This is a genomic window from Microbispora sp. H10885, assembly GCF_014161415.1.
GTDB lineage: Bacteria > Actinomycetota > Actinomycetes > Streptosporangiales > Streptosporangiaceae > Microbispora > Microbispora triticiradicis.
The window spans coordinates 1-17,851 of the sequence record NZ_JABBWY010000018.1; the positions used below are offsets into that span (position 1 = coordinate 1).

The following is a 17,851-nucleotide window of genomic DNA, read 5'->3' on the forward strand; positions in this document are numbered from 1 at the left end:
TCCTACCGCACCCGCCAACGCCGCGAGCTGCTGGCCAAGGAGAACCGCGCCAACCGCGACTGAGCCAACCCCGGGGGGTTAAAGTTCCCGGAACCGCTGGGGGTCACTATCGGGAGTCCGTTGACACCTGGAGCGGCACGAGCATGATCACTTTCCGGTCCCGAAGTCGGCGGGCGGTACGAGAGTTGTAGCGACATGCCTCGACTGCCACGACTATAAGGATCGCATCCCCGTCTACAAGTGGGACCTGGCCGCTTTGTGGGTCGCGCACATGGAGCTGTTCAAGGGGTTGGACCCGTCTCGATACAAGGGCCTGTACGGGGATGATCTGATAGATGCCTTGTGGGAAGACTCGTTACTGAGCGAGACGGAAGTCATGGCCCGGTGGAAGTCGCTCACTCCCATGGCCAGGGTTCTCTATGCGAGAATCCGGGCGCTGCGTGAGATAGACATGCGATAAGATCGCTGTGCGTTCCGGAGTTTCGGGAACGCCGGAACGTCGCGCAGTTTGGCAGCGCACTTGACTGGGGGTCAAGGGGTCGTGTGTGCCACTATGCCCTGCGCCATCCGTTGCGCGATCCCGCACGCTCGCCTTGTCCTGATCTCTCGTCTGCCGTCGACCCATCGCGAAGCGACAGCGGGCCGGGGACGGAAGGTCAAGCCCTGCCTCGCGTGTACCTGCTCCCGGTGACCTTCCTCGCGCGCTGGTTGTCCTGCCGGCGCGGCTGGGCTTGACCTGGAGGAGCCGGGCTGCTGGGCTTGCCTGGATCGATGGCAGACGAGAGATCAGGACTTCCAGTCCAGCCAGCTACGGCGCCAGCTCGCGGCCCCCTCTCGGAGTCGGAGGCCCCGGGGTTTGGGGCAGCGCCCCAAGGTCCTGTCTCTCGCACCTTCCGCCCCGTCCCCTCTCCGCTCCTTCTTCTCTCCCCTCGTCTGCCAGCGTCGCCCCTCTTGGTCTCCGGGTTCTTCGGCTCTGGTGGTGCCGCTCGTGGCCAACGGCCCGTTCACCACTTGGGGAGAGAGATCACTTCTCGCACATTGCCGCTTGCCGCCACCGGTTGAACACCCGCGCCGCTTGTCGGCGCGGGGTGCGCGCCGCCTGCCGGCGGGACCGGCCGGAGAGCCGCAGCCCGCCGGCAGGGCGGGCGCGCGGCCCAGCGGTAGACACAACCTGTGTCCGCGTGCCTTCCCCTCTGGGAGTGCGGGCCGTGATGGCTTCTGGCCGCGCTGTGCCTCCCACCGGCGTTCGACCCCCTCACGGTGTCACTGGAAGACAGCTCAGGAAACAGCCCCCTCCTCTGCCGATCCCTTCCCCGGCGGGTCCTCCTCCTTGGTGGCCCGCCTTCTGTCTCGGATCGTCGAGCCTGCCACCCCCTCGCGCATCCTCCCCGCGGCGCCTTCGCTCCCCCTCCCACCGCGCCCCCGCCGAAGGCGGCTTGATAGCGAGAAGAAAAGTAGCTTCCTGCAGCGAGACCGATCAGCGAAACGGTTGGGCGACGGCCCAGATACGTTCGAGGCTGGTGTGGTAGACGGCTGTGCTGTCTTCGTCCTTGGCGGCTGTCAGGTACAGCACTGGGGCCTGAGCTGCCGGGGTGCCGTAGGCGTGGACATTCACGAGTAGTTCGGCATCGGCCCTGTAGATAGAGTTGTAGAGGGTCGTGTGGTGGAGGCGGATCTCCACACCGTCGACCTCCTGGAGCGGCCGGTACAGCATGAGAGCGTTGCGTACTCGGGCGGCAATGACGTCGGCTCCGATGCCTTCTTCGACGCCCCGGGTGGCTACCTGCGGGCTGTCGGGATCGCCAAGGAGGATGCGGATTTTGACGCCTGTGCGGGCTCGGCTGGCTAGGAGGCTGATCATGCCGGTGTCCTCGGCGAGGAAGAGGCTGCTGTAGGTCAGGATGTCGATCTCGCTGCTCGCACCTTGGAACAACCGGCGCCAGATGTTCTGCGGTACGGCCCAGCGGTGAGGGTACGCGGCTCGCTCGACACGTCACCGGCTTAAAGGTCCGGGACGGTGGTCCTAACTCTCGGATCGCTGAGACAAGGTCGCTTCGACCCGTGCCAGGCGTTCGGCCAGGTCCTGTACGGCGGTGCGTAGCGCGATGACCTCGCTCGCCAAGTCGCCCGCCGGCCCCGGGTCGGTGTCCGGGACGTCTTCCCGGACGAACACGCCCTTGCCCTGCTGGCCGATGACCAGGCCCTCGGTCCGCAAGATCCCGACCGCGAGTTTCACGACGCTGAGTGAGGCGTCGTACTGCTCGGCGAGCTGGGTGGTCGACGGCAACGGGGAGCCGGGCGGCAGAGATCCGCCGCGGATCTGCTCGCGCAGATCGTCGGCGATCTGGAGGTAACCGGGCCGTCCCGTCTTCTTGACCATCCCTCTCCTGTCCTGAGGACCCAGGTGTCATCTCAGCACAGGAACACGACCAAGCCAACCGAGAGAACATTGACAACCAGGCCAACCTAGTTAACTATGTTGGCTGCGAGCTTAAGGAGGTCCACCCATGCGCACCATTCCGATCCCGGTCGACGTGACCAAACTGCAGTTCGTCTGCGTCCGCGCACCCCGCCCGCGCGTCCTCAACCAGGACACCGGCGAAATCAAGACCGACAAGAACGGCAACACCGTCTACGAGATCGTCCTGTCCGTGGAGGACGAGTTCGGCCGGATCGAACTCGTCAAGGTCGGCACCTCCGGCGAGCCCCAGGTCACCGCCGGACAGGACGTCACCCCCATCGGCCTGGTCGGCTACGTCTGGGAAATGTCCCGGGGCGGCGAGGCCCGCTGGGGCATCAGCTACCGGGCCAGCTCGATCGTCCCCGCCGAGGTGAGCGCCCGTGCGTGACGCCCTCCCACTGCTGCTCGCGGGCCTGGCCGCTGCGGCGGCCGGCCTGTGGGCCTGGCACCGCTACCACTTCCGCTCCTTCTGGCTGATCATCGGCTTCCCCCTCGTCGCCCTCACCGTCCGGACAACCTGGCGGAAGGTCGCCCTCGGCTGCGGGCTGACCAAGAAGCGCCAACGCTGGTGGTTCACCACCGTCCCCGGCGCGATCGCCTCCACAGGCATCGTCAAGGTACGGCGGCGCTTCCAGCGGGTCGCGGTCGACACCAAGCCCTTCATGTGGCTACCGCTGCCGACCCGGCACGGCTGGCGCGTCACCGTCCACACCCTCGAAGGGCAGATCCCCGCCGACTACTCCCAGGCCGCCGAACGGCTCGCGCACTCCTGGGGCGTCCACGCCGTACGGGTCTCGTCCCCTCGGCCCGGCCGTGTGGTCCTGGCCGCCACCGTGCGGGACCCGCTCGTCCGGCTCGACCACCTCCCGGCCTCGGGCGACCTCCTCACCGTCCATGTCGGGCGGCTGGAGACCGGCGGGCTGTGGACGATCGACTTCCGCACGGTGCCGCACTGGATCAACGCCGGGGCCACCCAATCCGGTAAGTCCAACCTCGCCAACGCACTGCTCGTGGGGCTGGCCCCGCAACCGGTCGCCCTTGTCGGCATCGACCTCAAAGGCGGGGTCGAGTTCACCCCGTACGCGCCCCGGCTGTCGGCCCTGGCGACCACGCGGGCCGAGAGCGTGGGCCTGCTGGATGACCTGATGGCCGTGATGGTCGACCGGATGGGGCTGTGCCGTACGGCGGGGGCACGTAACATCTGGCAACTTCCGCCCGGCGTGCGGCCGCTCCCGGTCGTGGTGCTGGTCGACGAGCTGGCCGAGCTGTACCTGATGGCCGACAAGTCCGAGAAAGATGAGATCGCCCGCACGTCGACTGCGCTGCTGCGCATCGCACAACTCGGGCGGGCGTTCGGCATCTACCTGTTCTGCTCCGGCCAGCGGATCGGCTCTGACCTCGGCCCCGGCGTCACCGCCTTACGGGCCCAGTGCTCGGGGCGGATCTGCCACCGGGTAAACGACCCGGAGACCGCGACCATGACCCTCGGCGACCTCGACCCCGCCGCCCTGGTTTCCGCCCGCGCCATACCCGCCGAGACCCCCGGTGTCGCGATCGTCGCCCATCAGGACGGCCAGTGGTACCGCGCCCGCTCCTTCCACGTCTCCGAGCAGACCGCAGAACACACCGCCCGGCACTGGTCCCGGCTCACTCCCACGTGGGCCGAGATCGCTCAGCCCGGCCGCGTCACCGGCCTTGATGAGGCCGCGCTCTCCGAGTTGTTGTCCGCCTGATCACGAAAGGGGTAACGATGCGACGCCTTGCCTCATGGCTGCTCGACACCGGGCCGGTTCTCGTCCTGGCCGCCATCGCGGGTGCCGGATCGTTCACCCACATCCGCGACACCGCCACCGGCCACGGACAGACCGGCTGGATGTCGTGGGCTGTGGCCGTCTGCGTCGACCTCACCTGCGTCATGGCCGCCCGGGAACGGCAGCGCGACAAGAAGACCGGACGCCAACGGACCGGCCTCGTGTCCTGGCCGACGCTGGTTCTGGCCGGTGGAATCGTGTTGTCCCTGGCCGCCAATCTGCATCAGGCCGAACCGACCGTGTGGGGCTGGTTGACGGCGGCCACCCCCGCCGGGGCGTTCCTTATCGCCGTCTCGATGCTCGAACGCCGCGCCGCCGCCCCTCGTCCTGAACCGTCCGCACCCGTCCTGACCGTCGATACCGTCCCGTCCTCACCGTCCCCGGCCCCGGCGCTCGTCCCCGTAGTACAGGACGGGCAGGACAGCGAGGCAGGACCGTCCCCGGCCCTGGTCGATTACGCCCGCCGCGTCGCCGACGAGCACCAGGCCAAGCACGGCAGACCGATCACCCGCGATTTGCTGCGCGCCCGCCTCGGTGTGTCCAACCAGCTCGCCTCGGACCTGCTGCGCACCCTGCGCACCGCACCCGAACCCATCGCATGAGAGGAGATCACCACATGAACGACGACTACCGTTCCGCCCTCATCTCCGGGCTCCGCGCCCTGGCCGACTTCCTGGACGCCAACCCGGCCGTCCCCGTCCCGTACTCGGTCAACGTGCTGCACTTCCCGCACCGCGCCACGGACGCCGAGATGTGCGCCGAGGTCGACCACATCGCCGAAATGCTCGGCACGTCGATCGACCCGCGCGAGCGCGAGTCCGGCCACTACGCCGCCTCGATCCGCTTCGGACCGGTGGAGTACCGGGCCGTGGCCATCCTGGCCGCCCGCCGTGCCCAGTACGAGGCCGACCGCAGCTACGAGGGCTGCATCCAGCCCGACCCCATCCCGGACCAGAACGCGGCGCAGGCCGCCTGATCACGAAAGGAGGTGACGCCCATGCCCGACACCGAGCAGGCCCCGCCCGCGACTCCCGTGCCGATCACGCCTCAGCGGTGGCAGTGCTGCCACTGCGGCGGAGGCGGCCTGGACTCCTACGGCGAGACCTGCCGCCACTGTGACGGGCTCGGCTTCTGCTGAACCCCGTCAGCGCCCCCGGCCTGGCCGTACATCCGCCAAGACGCCTGCCAGGTCGGGGGCCATCCCTCCACCCCATCGAGTGAAAGGAGGTCTCCATCTTGCCCGTAACATCCGCCAACGCGCACGCCATCCGCGGCGCCATCGCCCGACTCAACGACCCCAACTGCGCCCGCTTCGCCTCCCAAATCCGCCACACGGGCGGCTGCCGACAGCCGATCCACCTGCGCGGCAAGGTCGAACACTGGGACAAAGCCACCGGCACCCTGCTACACCGCTACAGCACCCGCCTCGAACCCGACGGCGTCCTGCGCGTCCCGTGCAAGACCCGCCGCGCCTCCCGCTGCCCAGCCTGCGCCGAGACCTACCGGGCCGACACCTACCACCTCATCCGCGCCGGCCTCGTCGGCGGCAAAGGCGTCCCCGCGTCTGTGACCGCGCACCCGTGCCTGTTCGTCACGCTCACCGCGCCATCATTCGGCCCGGTCCACACCCGCAGGCAGCACAACGGGAGCGTCCTGCCCTGCCACCCCCGACGCGACGCGAAGCCCTGTCCGCACGGGCGCGTTCTGTCCTGCACCGCGCGACACGGCGCAGAGGATGACTGCCTCGGCGAGCCGCTGTGCCCTGACTGCTACGACTACACCGGCTCGGTGCTGTTCAACGCGGTCGCGCCGCTGCTGTGGAAACGCTTCGCCGACGCCCTTCGCCGGCACCTGGCCAAGCTCGGCGGCCTGACCCTGCGCGACATGCGTGACCAGCTCGTCGTCTCCTTCGCCAAGGTGGCTGAGTACCAGCGGCGCGGCGTCGTCCACCTGCACGCCGTGATCTGCCTCGACGGATCGGCCGGACCCATCTCCCCGCCCCCGGCCTGGGCCACCCTCGACCTCCTCAGCCAAGCCGTAGAGCACGGAGCCTCCGTGGTCACGGCCAAAGTCCCCGCCTACGACGACCAACCGGAATGGGTCCTGCGCTGGGGCACCCAACTCGACGCCCGCCCGATCACCCTGAACGGCGAGCTGACCGACCAGGCCGTAGCCGGGTACGTGGCCAAGTACGCCACCAAGGCCGCCGAATGCGTCGGCACCATCGACCGGCGCATCGTCCCCGGCGAGGACCTGACCGCCCTGCCCGTCCGCGACCACGCCCGGCGGCTCATCGCCGAATGCCTCCGCCTCGGCACCTTCGAGGAGCTGGCCGAACTTCGGCTGATCCAGTGGGCGCACATGCTCGGCTTCCGCGGCCACTTCTCCACCCGATCCCGCCGCTACTCCACCACCCTTGGCGACATCCGCGCCGACCGTCAAAACCACGCCCGCGACGAGGACATCACCACCGGCCGCCTGCCCCTCCTCGACGAGGACACCGTCCTCGTGATCAGCGAATGGGAGTACGCCGGAAAGGGCTACTCCCCGGGTGACTCGCTCGTCGCTGCGCTGGACTGTGCTCAGCTCCACGGCTCTGGGGGTCCTCATGACCTCTGAGCTGCTGACCGTGCCTGAGGCGATGTCCCTGCTCAAGGTCAGCCGGTGGACGCTCTACTGCCTCATCCGCTCGGGTGAGTTGCCTTCGGTGGTCGTGAACGTCCGCTGTCGGCGCATCCCGGCCGCCGCGCTCGACTCCTACGTGTCCCGTCTCTGCGAGGAGGCCGCCTGATGGGCAAGCGCGCCAACGGCGAGGGCTCCGTCTTCCCCTACAAGGACGGATGGGCGGGTTACGTCTGGGTCACCACGCCGGAAGGCAAGAGGACCCGCAAGTGGGCGTACGGCAAGACACGTGAGGAGACCCACGAGAAGTGGCTCAAGCTCCACGAGCTGGCGAGCAAGGGGCCGGTGCCGACGAAGCACCCCACCCTGGCCGCGTACCTGACCCAGTGGCTCGCCGAGGTCGTGAAGCCCAACCGCGAGCCAACGACCTACGTCGCCTATGAGCCGCTCGTCCGGCTCTACATCATCCCCGGCCTCGGGAAGAAGCGGCTCGACAAGCTCACCGTCCGCGACGTACAGACGTGGCTCAACAGCCTGACGGCGCTCTGTACCTGCTGCGATCAGAAGAAGGATCACCAGCGACCGGAGTCCAAGCGGCGGTGCTGTTCCAAGGGGCAGTGCTGCGAGAGCTACCCGTCCCGAAGCACGATCATCGGAATTCGCAGCGTTCTGCGCGCCGCACTCGGCAACGCCATACGCGAAGAATTGATCTCGAAGAACGTCGCAGCGCTGGCCACTCTCCCGACGAAAGCCAAGAGCAAGCGGAAGAAGCGCCAAACGCTGTGGAGCGTCGACGAGGCCCGACGGTTCCTGGAGTACGTGAAGGGCAAGGACGATCCGCTTTACGCCGCGTACGTGCTCATCCTCGGCCTCGGCCTTCGACGTGGCGAGGTGCTGGGGCTGGTCTGGGACAGCGTCGATTTCGAGAACTCCGAGCTGTGGATCAATCATCAGCTCACTCGGGTCAGCGGTCAACTGCTGCACCGCGACACCACAAAGACGGAGGACTCCGAGAACTCCCTTCCCCTCATCGGCCTCTGCGTCTCCGCGCTGAAGCACCGGCAACGGGTACAGGAGGACGCGCGGAAAGAGGCCGGCAAGAAGTGGAAGGACTCGCACCTCGTCTTCACCACGAGATTCGGCACGCCCATCGAACCGCAGAACTTCAACCGCTCGTTCGACCTCCACTGCGCGGGTGCCGACGTGCCTCGAATCCGCGTCCACGACACCCGGCACACCTGCGCCTCGCTCCTGGCCGCGCTCGACGTTCACCCTCGCGTTGCGATGCGCATCCTGCGCCACTCGCAGATCTCGCTGACCATGAACGTCTACACACAGATCCCGTCGCCTGCCACGCGGAATGCGCTTGACCGCCTGAGCCAAAGCCTCGACGGCGGCGGCTGAGAACGATGTAGCACCCTCGTCTCGTTCTCGCCTTCGATAGAGGCGATCAGACCGGGCACGACGTAGAAGGACGTCCGGGCCCCCGACGTCTTCGTCGGGGGCATACTTGCCATTTTTGGTCCGCAGCTGGAGCGACGACGCGCAGGTGTCCACGAGATCTACGCCGGACAAAGGTGGTACCGCCCGACGACAACTACCGGCTTGCAGACTGGCGAGTCCTGCTCCGCCGCAGCTTTTGGGCACCACTCATGTTGAGGCGGTACTGGAGCATCTCGGGGCTAATGCCATACCTGCGCTGAGCGGCGTCCGCTGGGACGTTCCGCATGACGAGACCTCGTGCGGCTTGGTCTGTAAGCAGTAGCTTTCCACCCAGGCAGTCCGCCTCGTCCTCCATTTCCTGGTTCCAGTGGCGGCAACCGCTGGCGTTGAATGCAACGACGGGGGTGTGCAGAAGCAGGCCATGCGCGAGCTCATGGCAGATGCTGGAACACTGCCGAGGAAGCCCGTGCGCGTCGTTCACCACGATGCGCCGCTCTGAGCCGTTGAACACAGTCGCGGCACTGAGCGCCTTGTCGTCCTCCTCCAGCAGGCACAAGACCGCTGGCTCTACTCGGGCGATGTCGCTGAGCTTCTGGATCTCAATCTCCAGGAACGCAGCCAGCTTCCAAGGATCCAGCGGGTCGAAGTTTCCGAGCTGAAGCTCGGCTCGGACGGATGTGACGATAGCGTTTGCCTCGCTGTGGAATCCTGTACGCAGTTTTCCCACAGTCGGCTCAGCCTTCCGTCATCTGGCGATACATGACCTCGATGACCTTCTCGATCGCCTCAGCCTTGCGATCGTCGAGGTCCTTGTCGGCGCGCAAGTAAGTCGAGACGCCAGCGAGTGTGCTTTGTGCTTCCTGCCTCGGCTGCGTCCGACGAACGAAGTCGTCGGCACTCAGCCCGGCCCAGTCCACCAGCGCGGCCAGACTGTCGACATCGGGTCGACGGCCTTGGGCCAGCCGGGTCAGCGTCGAGGGACTCACCTTGGCCTCATCCCCTACCTGCTTCCAGCGCAGCCCACGTTCCGCTCGGGTCCGGTCCAACGCCGCATAGAACGCTGCGGCATCAAAGCGGCCCTTCTCCGGCTCATCGCTCATCTCGTCTCCCTCCGCTCGTCGAGCCACCCCATCATTGCATGAGTGAAACGACTTGCACTACCGGCATCTCTATGGCAAGGTCAATTTCTAGATCGGCACTCGTTGCGATGTAGAAACTGCAGCACGCCGAGGGGTTCCCAGGCGAAGTCCGCCCACCCTCCGGCGCCAAGATTTCCCTCTACGAAAGAGAGCAGCTATGCCCAACAAGCCCCACCACCTCGAAGTCAAGGTCACGTTCGCGACCGCCGACGAGCCGTACCGCGGCGAGTACACCGGCTCGGCCACTATCGGCACTGTGCTTGGAGACTCTCTGGCGGCCTTTGGGGTTGCCGCTGACGGCACCACCCGGTACTACCTCAAGCACGACGGTGACGAAGTCCCCGTCGACAAGACCGTCGGGGAGATCGCGGGCAACGCCCACGCTCTACACCTCAAGCTGCGCACCGAGACGATCCAGGGCGCGAGCTGAGCCGGTAATGGATACCGAGAGCGCGATCACTCTCGCGCGGGACGTCCCGCAGGTGGAGGAGTTTCTGTCCTCCACCGGCGGGCGGCTGGTGCACCGAGAAGAAGACCCTGCAGGTCTTTACTGGGCGGTCGTTCAACCCACCGCTCTCGTCAACACCCCGTTCGTCGCACGGATTTCCTGGACGGTCTATCCTCACCGTCCACCATCGTTGCTGTTCGCTCCTGCGATCGGCCTGCCGACCAGCGATCCGCGCGCCTGGCCTGCGGCGAGTGGATACCGCGCTCCGAACGACATCTGCAAGCCTTTTACCGCCGAGGGGCAGGCCCTCCACCCGGAATGGGCAACCGGCCCGCATGCCTGGCGCAACACAGGCAATCCGTTCCTATTCGTCGTCGAAAACCTCGTCGAGGACATTGACCGGGTCGGGGGCGCACGAGCCGCATGAGCCAGCCCAACCTCGTCGTACCGGCTCCAGCCGCCATCCGCCTCTGCACCGACATCCGCCGATATGGCCAAGCTGGCGTCGAGACCGGCGGCCTTTTCCTCACAAAACTCGGCGACTCAACGGTGAGTGTCGTCGCGGTCGCCGGCACAACCGGAATCGTTCGCAAGTACGGGTTGTTCATCATCACCAAGCCCGCGTTCGACGCAATCTTCACCTGGGCCGAAGACAACGAGTTGCAGGTCCGCGCGATGGTGCACTCGCACGCCACAGCAGCGTTCCTGTCTCGAACCGACCGGGAGGGTGGCCTGCGGGTGAAGGGCTTCCGCAGCGCGGTTGTCCCCACGTTCGACAACCCGCCCGAGGATCCCGCCTTGTGGCGTTGGTGGACCTTCATATCGGACTGGACACCCTCTGAAGCGCCACCATGTGACCCAACGGTTGCCTCGACTGACAGTGTTGTCTTCGACGGAGATGGTGTACGTGCCGACTGACTACAGCCGCAGCATCCTGCTCGCCAAGACCGCCGGGGGCGATGAACCGGACAGCCTTCGCGCTCGAATCGAAGCGTCCCAGGTCCATATTTCCGTAGACACCACTGTGCCCGGCAGCAGCACGTGCCTTCGTGTCCTAATCGCAGACCTGAGGCGCTTACCCATCCAGCTCAGTCTTGACCCCGGTCGCGGATCTAGGCGCCTGAATGACGACCTCGTAAACCAGGTCGTACACATCGCCGCCAGTATTGACCCGGAGCGCCCGATCACAGTTGGTGCTGCACCACCGGACGCGCTTCATGTACAGGTCGGTGTCGACCATGCTGCCGCACACCTCAATGGCGCCCCCGACGGACACGGCATCCACCTCCGTCGGCCCGGACACCCGTTTCCGAAGTTGCGGTACGCGGGCAGTGGTCTCGGCGCCGTCCTCACCGCTGCCATGCTCACCGGCGAGATCTTCAAGACGGTCACCGCTCTCCGACCAGGATCATATCGACAGATCGATTCGCTCGACTTCTGCCCAGTCTCACTCTTCTCACCGCATGAGCAGGCGCCCCAGCACCTCCATGTCGTGCGGCTCGCGCTTATCGGCGCAGGTGCGATCGGCACCGCCATCGCGCTCATCCTCGATGCGCTCGAAGCAACTGGAGAAATGACCGTCGTCGACCGCCAGATCTTCGAACCGCCCAACGTGATCACCTATAGCCTCGGAACCTATCAAGACGCTGCCGCCCGACTCCCCAAGGTCGACATCGTCGAAGCAGCACTTCAACTTATGGACATTCGCCGTGTTCACGGAACGGTTGACGACTTCATCGCCCAGATCGACGGGGGCACCACGCCAATGCCGCAGACGGTGCTCGGCGCCGTCGACAACATCGCGGCACGCCACGACCTCCAACGCGTCTACGCCGACCTTGTCCTTGACGGCGGTACGGGCGGACGCGCCGGCACCACGGTCAGCCTGCACGAAGGTCTTCCCACAGGCCCATGTATGCGCTGTTATTTCCCCACCAGCATCACGACGTTGACCGCCGAGCAGCGCCTCCACCAAGCTACAGGCCTACCGCTGGCGCGCATCGCCCGAGGTGAGGAGGTCCTCACTGAGAAGGACCTGTGCGGCCTACCCCTCCAGGGTCGTCGGTTGCTCGAACAACACCTCGGAAAACCCGTGTGCGGTCTCGGCCGTGTCATGGAGCTGACCACTGTCAACGGCGACAACAGCTATCAGCCGTCAGCAGCGTTCGTCGCACAACAAGCCGCGAGCCTCATGGTCGGCGCACTAATCGCCCGCACCCGCCCCGGAGGCGGCCGTATCCCGACCCGCCAAATCGAGTACGACACGTTGTACGGCCCTCGGCCCGACATGATCGACGATCGTCGACCACGCTCAGACTGTTACTGCCAGACCAACGCGGACATCGTCCGAGTGGTGCGCGATCAACGGCGGTAATCGAGGACGTTGCTGTACATCGCTGCTGTATGGAGATCCAAAGGCCCCTCGCGGAGATCGCAAGGGGCCTCTGAGCTGGAGCCGCCTTGGGGAATCGAACCCCAGACCTTCTGTTTACAAGACAGATGCTCTGCCGATTGAGCTAAGGCGGCCTGCTACCAGACGAGTTTAGTGGGCCGGGGGCCGTACCGTCACGGCGGAATCACCGGCGGCGGTGGCGGGCGACCTCGTAGAGGGCGATCCCGGCGGCCACGCCCGCGTTCAGCGACTCGGCGGCGGCGTTCATGGGGATGCGGGCGATCTGGTCGCACGACTCCCTGACCAGGCGCGACAGGCCCTTCCCCTCCGACCCGACGACCACGACGAGCGGTTCGGAGGCCAGCTCGACGTCGGCGATGTCCACCGTGGCGGTGCCGTCGAGGCCGACCACGAAAAGGCCCTCCTCCCGGTACGTCTGGAGCGTCTGGGTGAGGTTCGAGGCACGGGCGACGGGTAGGGTGGCGAGGGTCCCCGCCGAGGTCTTCCAGGCGCCCGCGCTGACGCCCGCGGAGCGGCGTGACGGGACGAGCAGCCCGTGCGCGCCGAAGGCGGTCGCGGAGCGGGCGATGGCGCCGAGGTTGCGGGGGTCGGTCACGCCGTCCAGCGCGACGATCAGCGGCACCTCCGCCGCGTCCCTGGCCAGCTCCACGAGCTGCTCGGGATGCGCGTACTCGTACGGCGGGATCTGCAGCCCGACACCCTGGTGGACGGTGCTCTCGGTCAGCCGGTCGAGCCTGTCGCGGCCGACTTCCAGCAGCGCGATCCCGCGGTCGGCCGCGATCTTGATGGCCTCGCGGACCCGGTCGTCGCTGTCGATCCGCTGCGCCACGTACAGCGCGCTCGCGGGGACGCCGGCCCGCAGCGCCTCGACCACCGGGTTACGCCCGCCGATGACCTCGGGCGCGTCGTCCCTGCGCGTACGGCTCGGCGTGCGCGAGGACGAGGCGCCGCCCCGGGACTCCCGCTCGATCCGCTCGGCGCGCGCCTTGTCCTTGTACCAGTGCCGCATCTCCGCCGGCGGCGTCGCTCCCCTGCCTTCCAGGGAGCGACGAACCTTGCCACCCGAGCCCTTCGCAGGCCCCTGCTTCTTCGACGGCTTCCCTGAAGCCCTACCCGCCATGGTCTCTAGCGTAGGGCCACGTTCAGCGTGCCAATTCCCACCGCGGGCCCTGCGGGGTGTCCTCGACCACGATGCCCGCGGCGGCGAGCTGGTCGCGGATCGCGTCGGCCGCCGCGTAGTCCTTGCGGGCACGGGCCGCCTGCCGCTGCTCCAGCGCCACCGCCACGAGCGCGTCCACGACCTCCCGCAGCCCGGAGTCGCCGGTCGTACGCCACTGCTCCGACCTCGGGTCGAGGCCGATCACGTCGAGCATGTTCTGCGTCTCGGCGAGCAGCCGGGCGACCTGCTCCTTGTTGCCCTGGGCCAGGGCGACGTTGCCCTCGCGGACGACCTCGTGGACCACGGCGAGCGCCTGGGAGACGTTCAGGTCGTCGTCCAGTGCGTCCACGAAGGCCTGCGGCAGCGGCGCGGCGGCGTCCACGTCGTGGATCACCTCGGCCGCCCGGGTGACGAACCCCTCGATCCGGCGGTAACCGGCCGCCGCCTCCTGGAGCGCCTCGTCGGAGTAGTCGATGGCGGAGCGGTAGTGGGCCGCGACCAGGTAGTAGCGGAGCTCCACGGCGCGCACCTTGCGCAGCATGTCCGGGATCAGCAGCGAGTTGCCGAGCGACTTGCTCATCTTCTCGCCGCCGAGCTTGAGCATGCCGTTGTGCAGCCAGTAGCGCGCGAAGCCGTCGCCCGCCGCCTGCGACTGGGCGATCTCGTTCTCGTGGTGCGGGAAGATCAGGTCGACGCCGCCGCCGTGGATGTCGAACGTGCCGCCGAGATACTTGGTCGCCATGGCCGAGCACTCCAGGTGCCACCCCGGGCGGCCCCGGCCCCACGGCGTCGGCCACGTCGGCTCGCCGGGCTTGGCGCCCTTCCACAGCGCGAAGTCGCGCGGGTCGCGCTTGAGCGAGTCGGTGTCGGTGTCGCCCGCCGCCCGCATGTTCTCCAGCTTCTGGTTGGAGAGCTTGCCGTAGCGGTCGGCGTAGGAGACCACGTCGAAGTAGACGTCGCCGCCCGACGCGTACGCGTGCCCCTTGTCCATCAGGCGCCGCATCAGCTCGACCATCTCGGGCACGTGGCCCATCGCGCGCGGCTCGACGGTCGGCGGCAGGCAGCCGAGCTGGTCGTACGCCCAGGTGAAGGCGCGCTGGTTGCGTTCGGAGACGACGAACCAGGGCACGCCCTCCGAGGCGGCCACCCTGATGATCTTGTCGTCGAGGTCGGTCACGTTGCGGCAGAAGATCACGTCGTAGCCCTGCCGCAGCAGCCATCGCCGCAGGACGTCGAAGTTCACGCCGGACCTGATGTGACCGATGTGCGGCGGAGCCTGAACGGTCGCACCACACAGATACATCGAGACCCGGCCGGGCTCGACCGGTACGAATTCACGGACCGTACGCGTGCTGGTGTCGTAGAGGTGCAGGCTCACGAAGGCTAGGCTAACGCCTGACGCCACAGCACAGGGCTACTTGGGCGTCCGTGAATGCCTCGGCCTGGCGGAGCAGTGAAACATACGTCACATAAGTCCCGATTTAAGCCGCAGCAAAACCGGTATTGATCTCGCGGCCCCGCCGAATCTCTCACGGTCTGTCCCGGACACGCGCCGCGGGACACGCGGGCGAAGCCAGGACGATCTCCGCCGCGACACGCCGCTCACGACACGAAGCGGGCCGTCACCCCGGTGCGATCAACCCGCCGGTCCGATTCTGTAGGCTCGAAACGCCATGGACGTCACTCCCCCCGGCGCGGCAGGCAGGGCCTCCCGCCCGTCCCGAAACACTTATTCCGGTATCCCGCTGGTGCTGCGCCGCCTTGCCGTCGGCCTCGCGGGCGCCGCCCTCGCGATGCTCGCCGGAGCTGCCTGCGCGCTCTCCTTCGAGGATCTGCGGACGCTGGCCGTCTCCGGACGCGCCGAGCCCCGCCTCGCCTACCTCTATCCCGCCGCGTTCGACATCCTGCTGGTCGTCGCCCTGGTCAGCGTGCCCCTGCTGCGGGGCGCGCGTCTCCTGGTCCGGGTGCAGGCGGGCTTCGTCCTGCTGGTCCTCCTCGCGTCCGCCGCCGCCGCGAACGCCTCGACCGCCATGGGCGTCTCCTTCGATCCCGAGGCCGCGGCGCTCGTCGTCGCGCTGCTGCCCTGGGTGATGCTCACCGCCGGCCTGTGGCTGCTGCTGATCCTGCTGAAGCACGTGCGGACCAACCGGGCCGACCTGGACCTGGACGGCGACTCCGACGAGGGCCTCCTGCCGTTCGACGGCGAGCCCATGAGCCGGCGCACCCCCCTGCCGGCCGCCACCGCCCCCTATCCCGTCGTCCGCGAGGAACGGCGCACTCCCCCGCCGCCTCCCGCCGAGGAGCACGCCGCTCCGCTGAATCCCGTGCCCGAGGCCGTGGCGCCACCCGGCTACGTCCCCCCGCTGCCGGTCAGCCCGGTCTCCGAGACGGTCGCACCACCCGAGTACGCCCCGCCCCTGCCGGCCACCGCTCCAGCCGACGGTGAAGCGACCGGCGTCGTCACCCCTGACACCGACGAGGACGGCGTACGGCTGCCCGCCGACGCGGTCCCCGGCACTGTCACCGAGACGGGATCCGAAACGGCGTACGAGACCGACGAGGAGCGGGACGACCCCGAGGCCCTGGCCGTTGTGCCCCCGACGGCGGCGCCCCCGACGCCCCCCGTGACGGAGCTTCCCGTGGAGGAGCCCGCCGAGGCGGCTTCGCCCACGCCGGAGCCCCCGGCCGACGACACGCCTGGGAACCCCGGCCCGGCCGGCACCGGCTCCGCCGAGATCCCCACGAGCACCGAGACCCCCGCGAGCACCGCCGGCCCTTCGATCGCCGTGAGCCCCGAGGCCCCTGTGGCCCCTGTGGATCCCGAGGACTCGGGGAGCCCGGACCCGGGCGTCGTCACTGACGCCCCCGCGAGCACCGAGAGCCCCCGCCCGGCCGAGCAGGCGGCCCCGCCACGGCGGAACCGGCCGGTGCGCTGGGGCGATCTCGTCCGGCCCCACACCGGCGACGTCCTCGTGCATCCCCGGCCGAAGCCGGCCGAGGAGACTCCCGGGACGGACGACATCGTGGACGGCTCACAGGGGGAAGACCCGCAGGACGAGGCGGGCATCGACACCCAGCCGCTCCGCACCATCCGCGACGTCCCCGACCCCGCTCACGCGGCGGACTGCGCCGAGCCGGACGAGCAGGCGAGACGGCACGACCCGTACGTCGCCGAGGGCGGCGAGCGGTCCTCGCAGGAGACAGCACAGGACGTGGAGACCTCACACGACACCGGGCAGGAGGACGGCGAGGAGTCCGTGCCCACTGCACCGCCGTCGGGCCGGATGCGCAGCACCCCTCGCCCGCCTGCCTGACCGGCAGACGCGCGGCGGCCCGAACGCGGTGCAGGCCCGCCCGGCTGGGGAGCCGGACGGGCCTGCGCCGTTGATTGGGGCGGGAGCCGCCCTACCAGGCGAGTGCCTTACACTCGCGACCCTCGCTTCAGGCCGGCGACGATGCCGACACCGACGACGGCCAGTACGACCTGCATGACCAGTTCGATCCAGTCGATGCCATCAGTCGTGGCGACACCCATGACCTGCGCGATCGCGGTACCGATGAGGGCCGCGACGATGCCGACGACGATCGTCAGCAGCCAGCCGATCGGCTGCCGCCCGGGCAGGATCAGACGGCCCACGGCGCCGACGATCGCGCCGATGATGATAGCGCCGAGAATGGACTCGATTGTCATATCGACCTCCCGTTGAGGGTGACCCTTTCATCCTCGAACTGTGGGCTACCCCATGGGACGGGAATATGCATCCCACGAAAGAAAAAAGAGGGCGGCGGCTCGATTCCGCGCCTGGTTCGTGCCGCCGCCCACGTGTTAGTGAGACGCGCCGGGCCTCAATCAGGTTGGCATGTCCGATTGGAACGGGACATTCACGCCGGCACGATCAGGGCGGTCGCGATGGCCGCGATCCCTTCACCCCGGCCCGTGAGCCCGAGACCGTCGGTCGTGGTGGCGCTGACGCTCACCGGCGCCCCCGCGGCGGCCCCGAGGGCCTTCTCCGCCTCCGCGCGGCGGGGTGCCACCTTCGGGCGGTTCCCGATGATCTGAACCGCCAGGTTGCCGATCTCGAAGCCGGCCGCCCGCACCTGACGGGCCGCCTCCTCCAGGAGTGTGACACCCGCGGCACCGGCCCAGCGGGGGTCGGCGGTACCGAAGAGCGCGCCGACGTCTCCGAGCCCGGCCGCCGACAGCAGCGCGTCGCAGCACGCGTGGGCCGCCGCGTCACCGTCCGAGTGGCCGGCCAGCCCGGTCTCACCCGGCCAGAGCAGCCCGGCGAGATGAAGATCTCTCCCAGATGCGAAAGGGTGGACGTCGACTCCGACGCCCACCCTTGGCAATGTCG

The 17,851-nt window shown here is 68.1% G+C and carries 21 protein-coding genes and 1 tRNA gene; 13 read left to right on the forward strand and 9 right to left on the reverse strand.

Translation table 11 applies throughout. The annotated features are described in order from the left end of the window. Positions 1-1,477: 1,477 nt before the first annotated feature. The gene (locus HHX37_RS33915; protein ID WP_182888016.1) at positions 1,478-1,933 is read right to left on the reverse strand and encodes a hypothetical protein; all 456 of its coding nucleotides are present in this window, start codon (positions 1,931-1,933) and stop codon (positions 1,478-1,480) included. 90 nt (positions 1,934-2,023) lie between these two features. Next, entirely contained in the window at positions 2,024-2,380 is a 357-nt protein-coding gene (locus tag HHX37_RS33920; protein WP_182888017.1) for a GntR family transcriptional regulator, read from the reverse strand. 127 nt (positions 2,381-2,507) lie between these two features. Here HHX37_RS33920 and HHX37_RS33925 point away from each other — a divergent pair, with 127 nt between their 5' ends. From HHX37_RS33925 to xerC, 8 genes are all read left to right on the forward strand, one after another. Then, the gene (locus tag HHX37_RS33925) at positions 2,508-2,849 is read left to right on the forward strand and encodes a hypothetical protein (protein ID WP_182888018.1); all 342 of its coding nucleotides are present in this window, start codon (positions 2,508-2,510) and stop codon (positions 2,847-2,849) included. Then, complete coding sequence (locus HHX37_RS33930) at positions 2,842-4,194, forward strand: FtsK/SpoIIIE domain-containing protein (protein ID WP_182888019.1); 1,353 nt, start codon at positions 2,842-2,844, stop codon at positions 4,192-4,194. Before HHX37_RS33925 ends, HHX37_RS33930 begins: the two co-directional genes overlap by 8 nt. A gap of 17 nt (positions 4,195-4,211) precedes the next feature. Next, on the forward strand, positions 4,212-4,874 hold the full coding sequence (locus HHX37_RS33935) for a DUF2637 domain-containing protein (protein ID WP_182888020.1): 663 nt from the start codon (positions 4,212-4,214) through the stop codon (positions 4,872-4,874). 14 nt (positions 4,875-4,888) lie between these two features. Further along, positions 4,889-5,248 carry a hypothetical protein gene (locus HHX37_RS33940; RefSeq protein ID WP_182888021.1) on the forward strand — a complete coding sequence of 120 codons (360 nt, stop codon included), beginning with the start codon at positions 4,889-4,891 and terminating at the stop codon, positions 5,246-5,248. A gap of 21 nt (positions 5,249-5,269) precedes the next feature. Further along, complete coding sequence (locus HHX37_RS33945; protein ID WP_161628157.1) at positions 5,270-5,410, forward strand: hypothetical protein; 141 nt, start codon at positions 5,270-5,272, stop codon at positions 5,408-5,410. A gap of 98 nt (positions 5,411-5,508) precedes the next feature. Further along, complete coding sequence (locus tag HHX37_RS33950; RefSeq protein WP_182888022.1) at positions 5,509-6,891, forward strand: replication initiator; 1,383 nt, start codon at positions 5,509-5,511, stop codon at positions 6,889-6,891. Beyond that, on the forward strand, positions 6,881-7,063 hold the full coding sequence (locus HHX37_RS33955; RefSeq protein WP_182888023.1) for a helix-turn-helix domain-containing protein: 183 nt from the start codon (positions 6,881-6,883) through the stop codon (positions 7,061-7,063). Before HHX37_RS33950 ends, HHX37_RS33955 begins: the two co-directional genes overlap by 11 nt. Further along, positions 7,063-8,298 carry a site-specific integrase gene (gene xerC, locus HHX37_RS33960; protein ID WP_220503378.1) on the forward strand — a complete coding sequence of 412 codons (1,236 nt, stop codon included), beginning with the start codon at positions 7,063-7,065 and terminating at the stop codon, positions 8,296-8,298. Before HHX37_RS33955 ends, xerC begins: the two co-directional genes overlap by 1 nt. A gap of 193 nt (positions 8,299-8,491) precedes the next feature. On the opposite strand, the gene HHX37_RS33965 is transcribed toward xerC, so the two are convergent. Then, positions 8,492-9,064: an ImmA/IrrE family metallo-endopeptidase gene (locus HHX37_RS33965; protein WP_182888024.1), complete on the reverse strand. Its 573-nt coding sequence runs from the start codon at positions 9,062-9,064 to the stop codon at positions 8,492-8,494. A gap of 7 nt (positions 9,065-9,071) precedes the next feature. Then, positions 9,072-9,437 (reverse strand): helix-turn-helix domain-containing protein, encoded by a 366-nt coding sequence (locus tag HHX37_RS33970; RefSeq protein WP_182888025.1) that lies wholly within the window; start codon positions 9,435-9,437, stop codon positions 9,072-9,074. Positions 9,438-9,633: 196 nt separating this feature from the next. Here HHX37_RS33970 and HHX37_RS33975 point away from each other — a divergent pair, with 196 nt between their 5' ends. From HHX37_RS33975 to HHX37_RS33990, 4 genes are read left to right on the forward strand one after another with little or no spacing between them, the layout of a single operon-like run. After that, positions 9,634-9,906: a hypothetical protein gene (locus HHX37_RS33975; protein ID WP_182888026.1), complete on the forward strand. Its 273-nt coding sequence runs from the start codon at positions 9,634-9,636 to the stop codon at positions 9,904-9,906. 7 nt (positions 9,907-9,913) lie between these two features. After that, entirely contained in the window at positions 9,914-10,351 is a 438-nt protein-coding gene (locus HHX37_RS33980; RefSeq protein WP_182888027.1) for a hypothetical protein, read from the forward strand. Then, entirely contained in the window at positions 10,348-10,842 is a 495-nt protein-coding gene (locus tag HHX37_RS33985) for a hypothetical protein (RefSeq protein ID WP_182888028.1), read from the forward strand. The genes HHX37_RS33980 and HHX37_RS33985 overlap by 4 nt, the downstream gene beginning before the upstream one ends. Then, the gene (locus HHX37_RS33990; protein WP_182888029.1) at positions 10,832-12,298 is read left to right on the forward strand and encodes a HesA/MoeB/ThiF family protein; all 1,467 of its coding nucleotides are present in this window, start codon (positions 10,832-10,834) and stop codon (positions 12,296-12,298) included. Before HHX37_RS33985 ends, HHX37_RS33990 begins: the two co-directional genes overlap by 11 nt. Before the next feature lie 76 nt (positions 12,299-12,374). Here HHX37_RS33990 and HHX37_RS33995 read toward each other — a convergent pair. From HHX37_RS33995 to cysS, 3 genes are all read right to left on the reverse strand, one after another. Next, positions 12,375-12,450 (reverse strand) — tRNA-Thr (locus HHX37_RS33995). A 50-nt stretch (positions 12,451-12,500) separates the two neighbouring features. Continuing rightward, entirely contained in the window at positions 12,501-13,457 is a 957-nt protein-coding gene (rlmB, locus tag HHX37_RS34000; protein WP_182888030.1) for a 23S rRNA (guanosine(2251)-2'-O)-methyltransferase RlmB, read from the reverse strand. 22 nt (positions 13,458-13,479) lie between these two features. Continuing rightward, positions 13,480-14,874 (reverse strand): cysteine--tRNA ligase, encoded by a 1,395-nt coding sequence (cysS, locus tag HHX37_RS34005; RefSeq protein WP_182874128.1) that lies wholly within the window; start codon positions 14,872-14,874, stop codon positions 13,480-13,482. 295 nt (positions 14,875-15,169) lie between these two features. On the opposite strand from cysS, the gene HHX37_RS34010 reads away from it, so the two are divergent. Further along, positions 15,170-16,810, forward strand: coding sequence for a DUF2637 domain-containing protein (locus tag HHX37_RS34010; RefSeq protein WP_182888031.1), 1,641 nt, complete (start codon positions 15,170-15,172; stop codon positions 16,808-16,810). Between the two features lie 107 nt (positions 16,811-16,917). Here the strand turns inward: HHX37_RS34010 and HHX37_RS34015 are convergent, their stop codons facing one another. Beyond that, complete coding sequence (locus HHX37_RS34015) at positions 16,918-17,187, reverse strand: GlsB/YeaQ/YmgE family stress response membrane protein (protein WP_182874130.1); 270 nt, start codon at positions 17,185-17,187, stop codon at positions 16,918-16,920. A 191-nt stretch (positions 17,188-17,378) separates the two neighbouring features. Continuing rightward, complete coding sequence (ispF, locus tag HHX37_RS34020; RefSeq protein ID WP_138460542.1) at positions 17,379-17,837, reverse strand: 2-C-methyl-D-erythritol 2,4-cyclodiphosphate synthase; 459 nt, start codon at positions 17,835-17,837, stop codon at positions 17,379-17,381. Positions 17,838-17,851 lie beyond the last annotated feature (14 nt).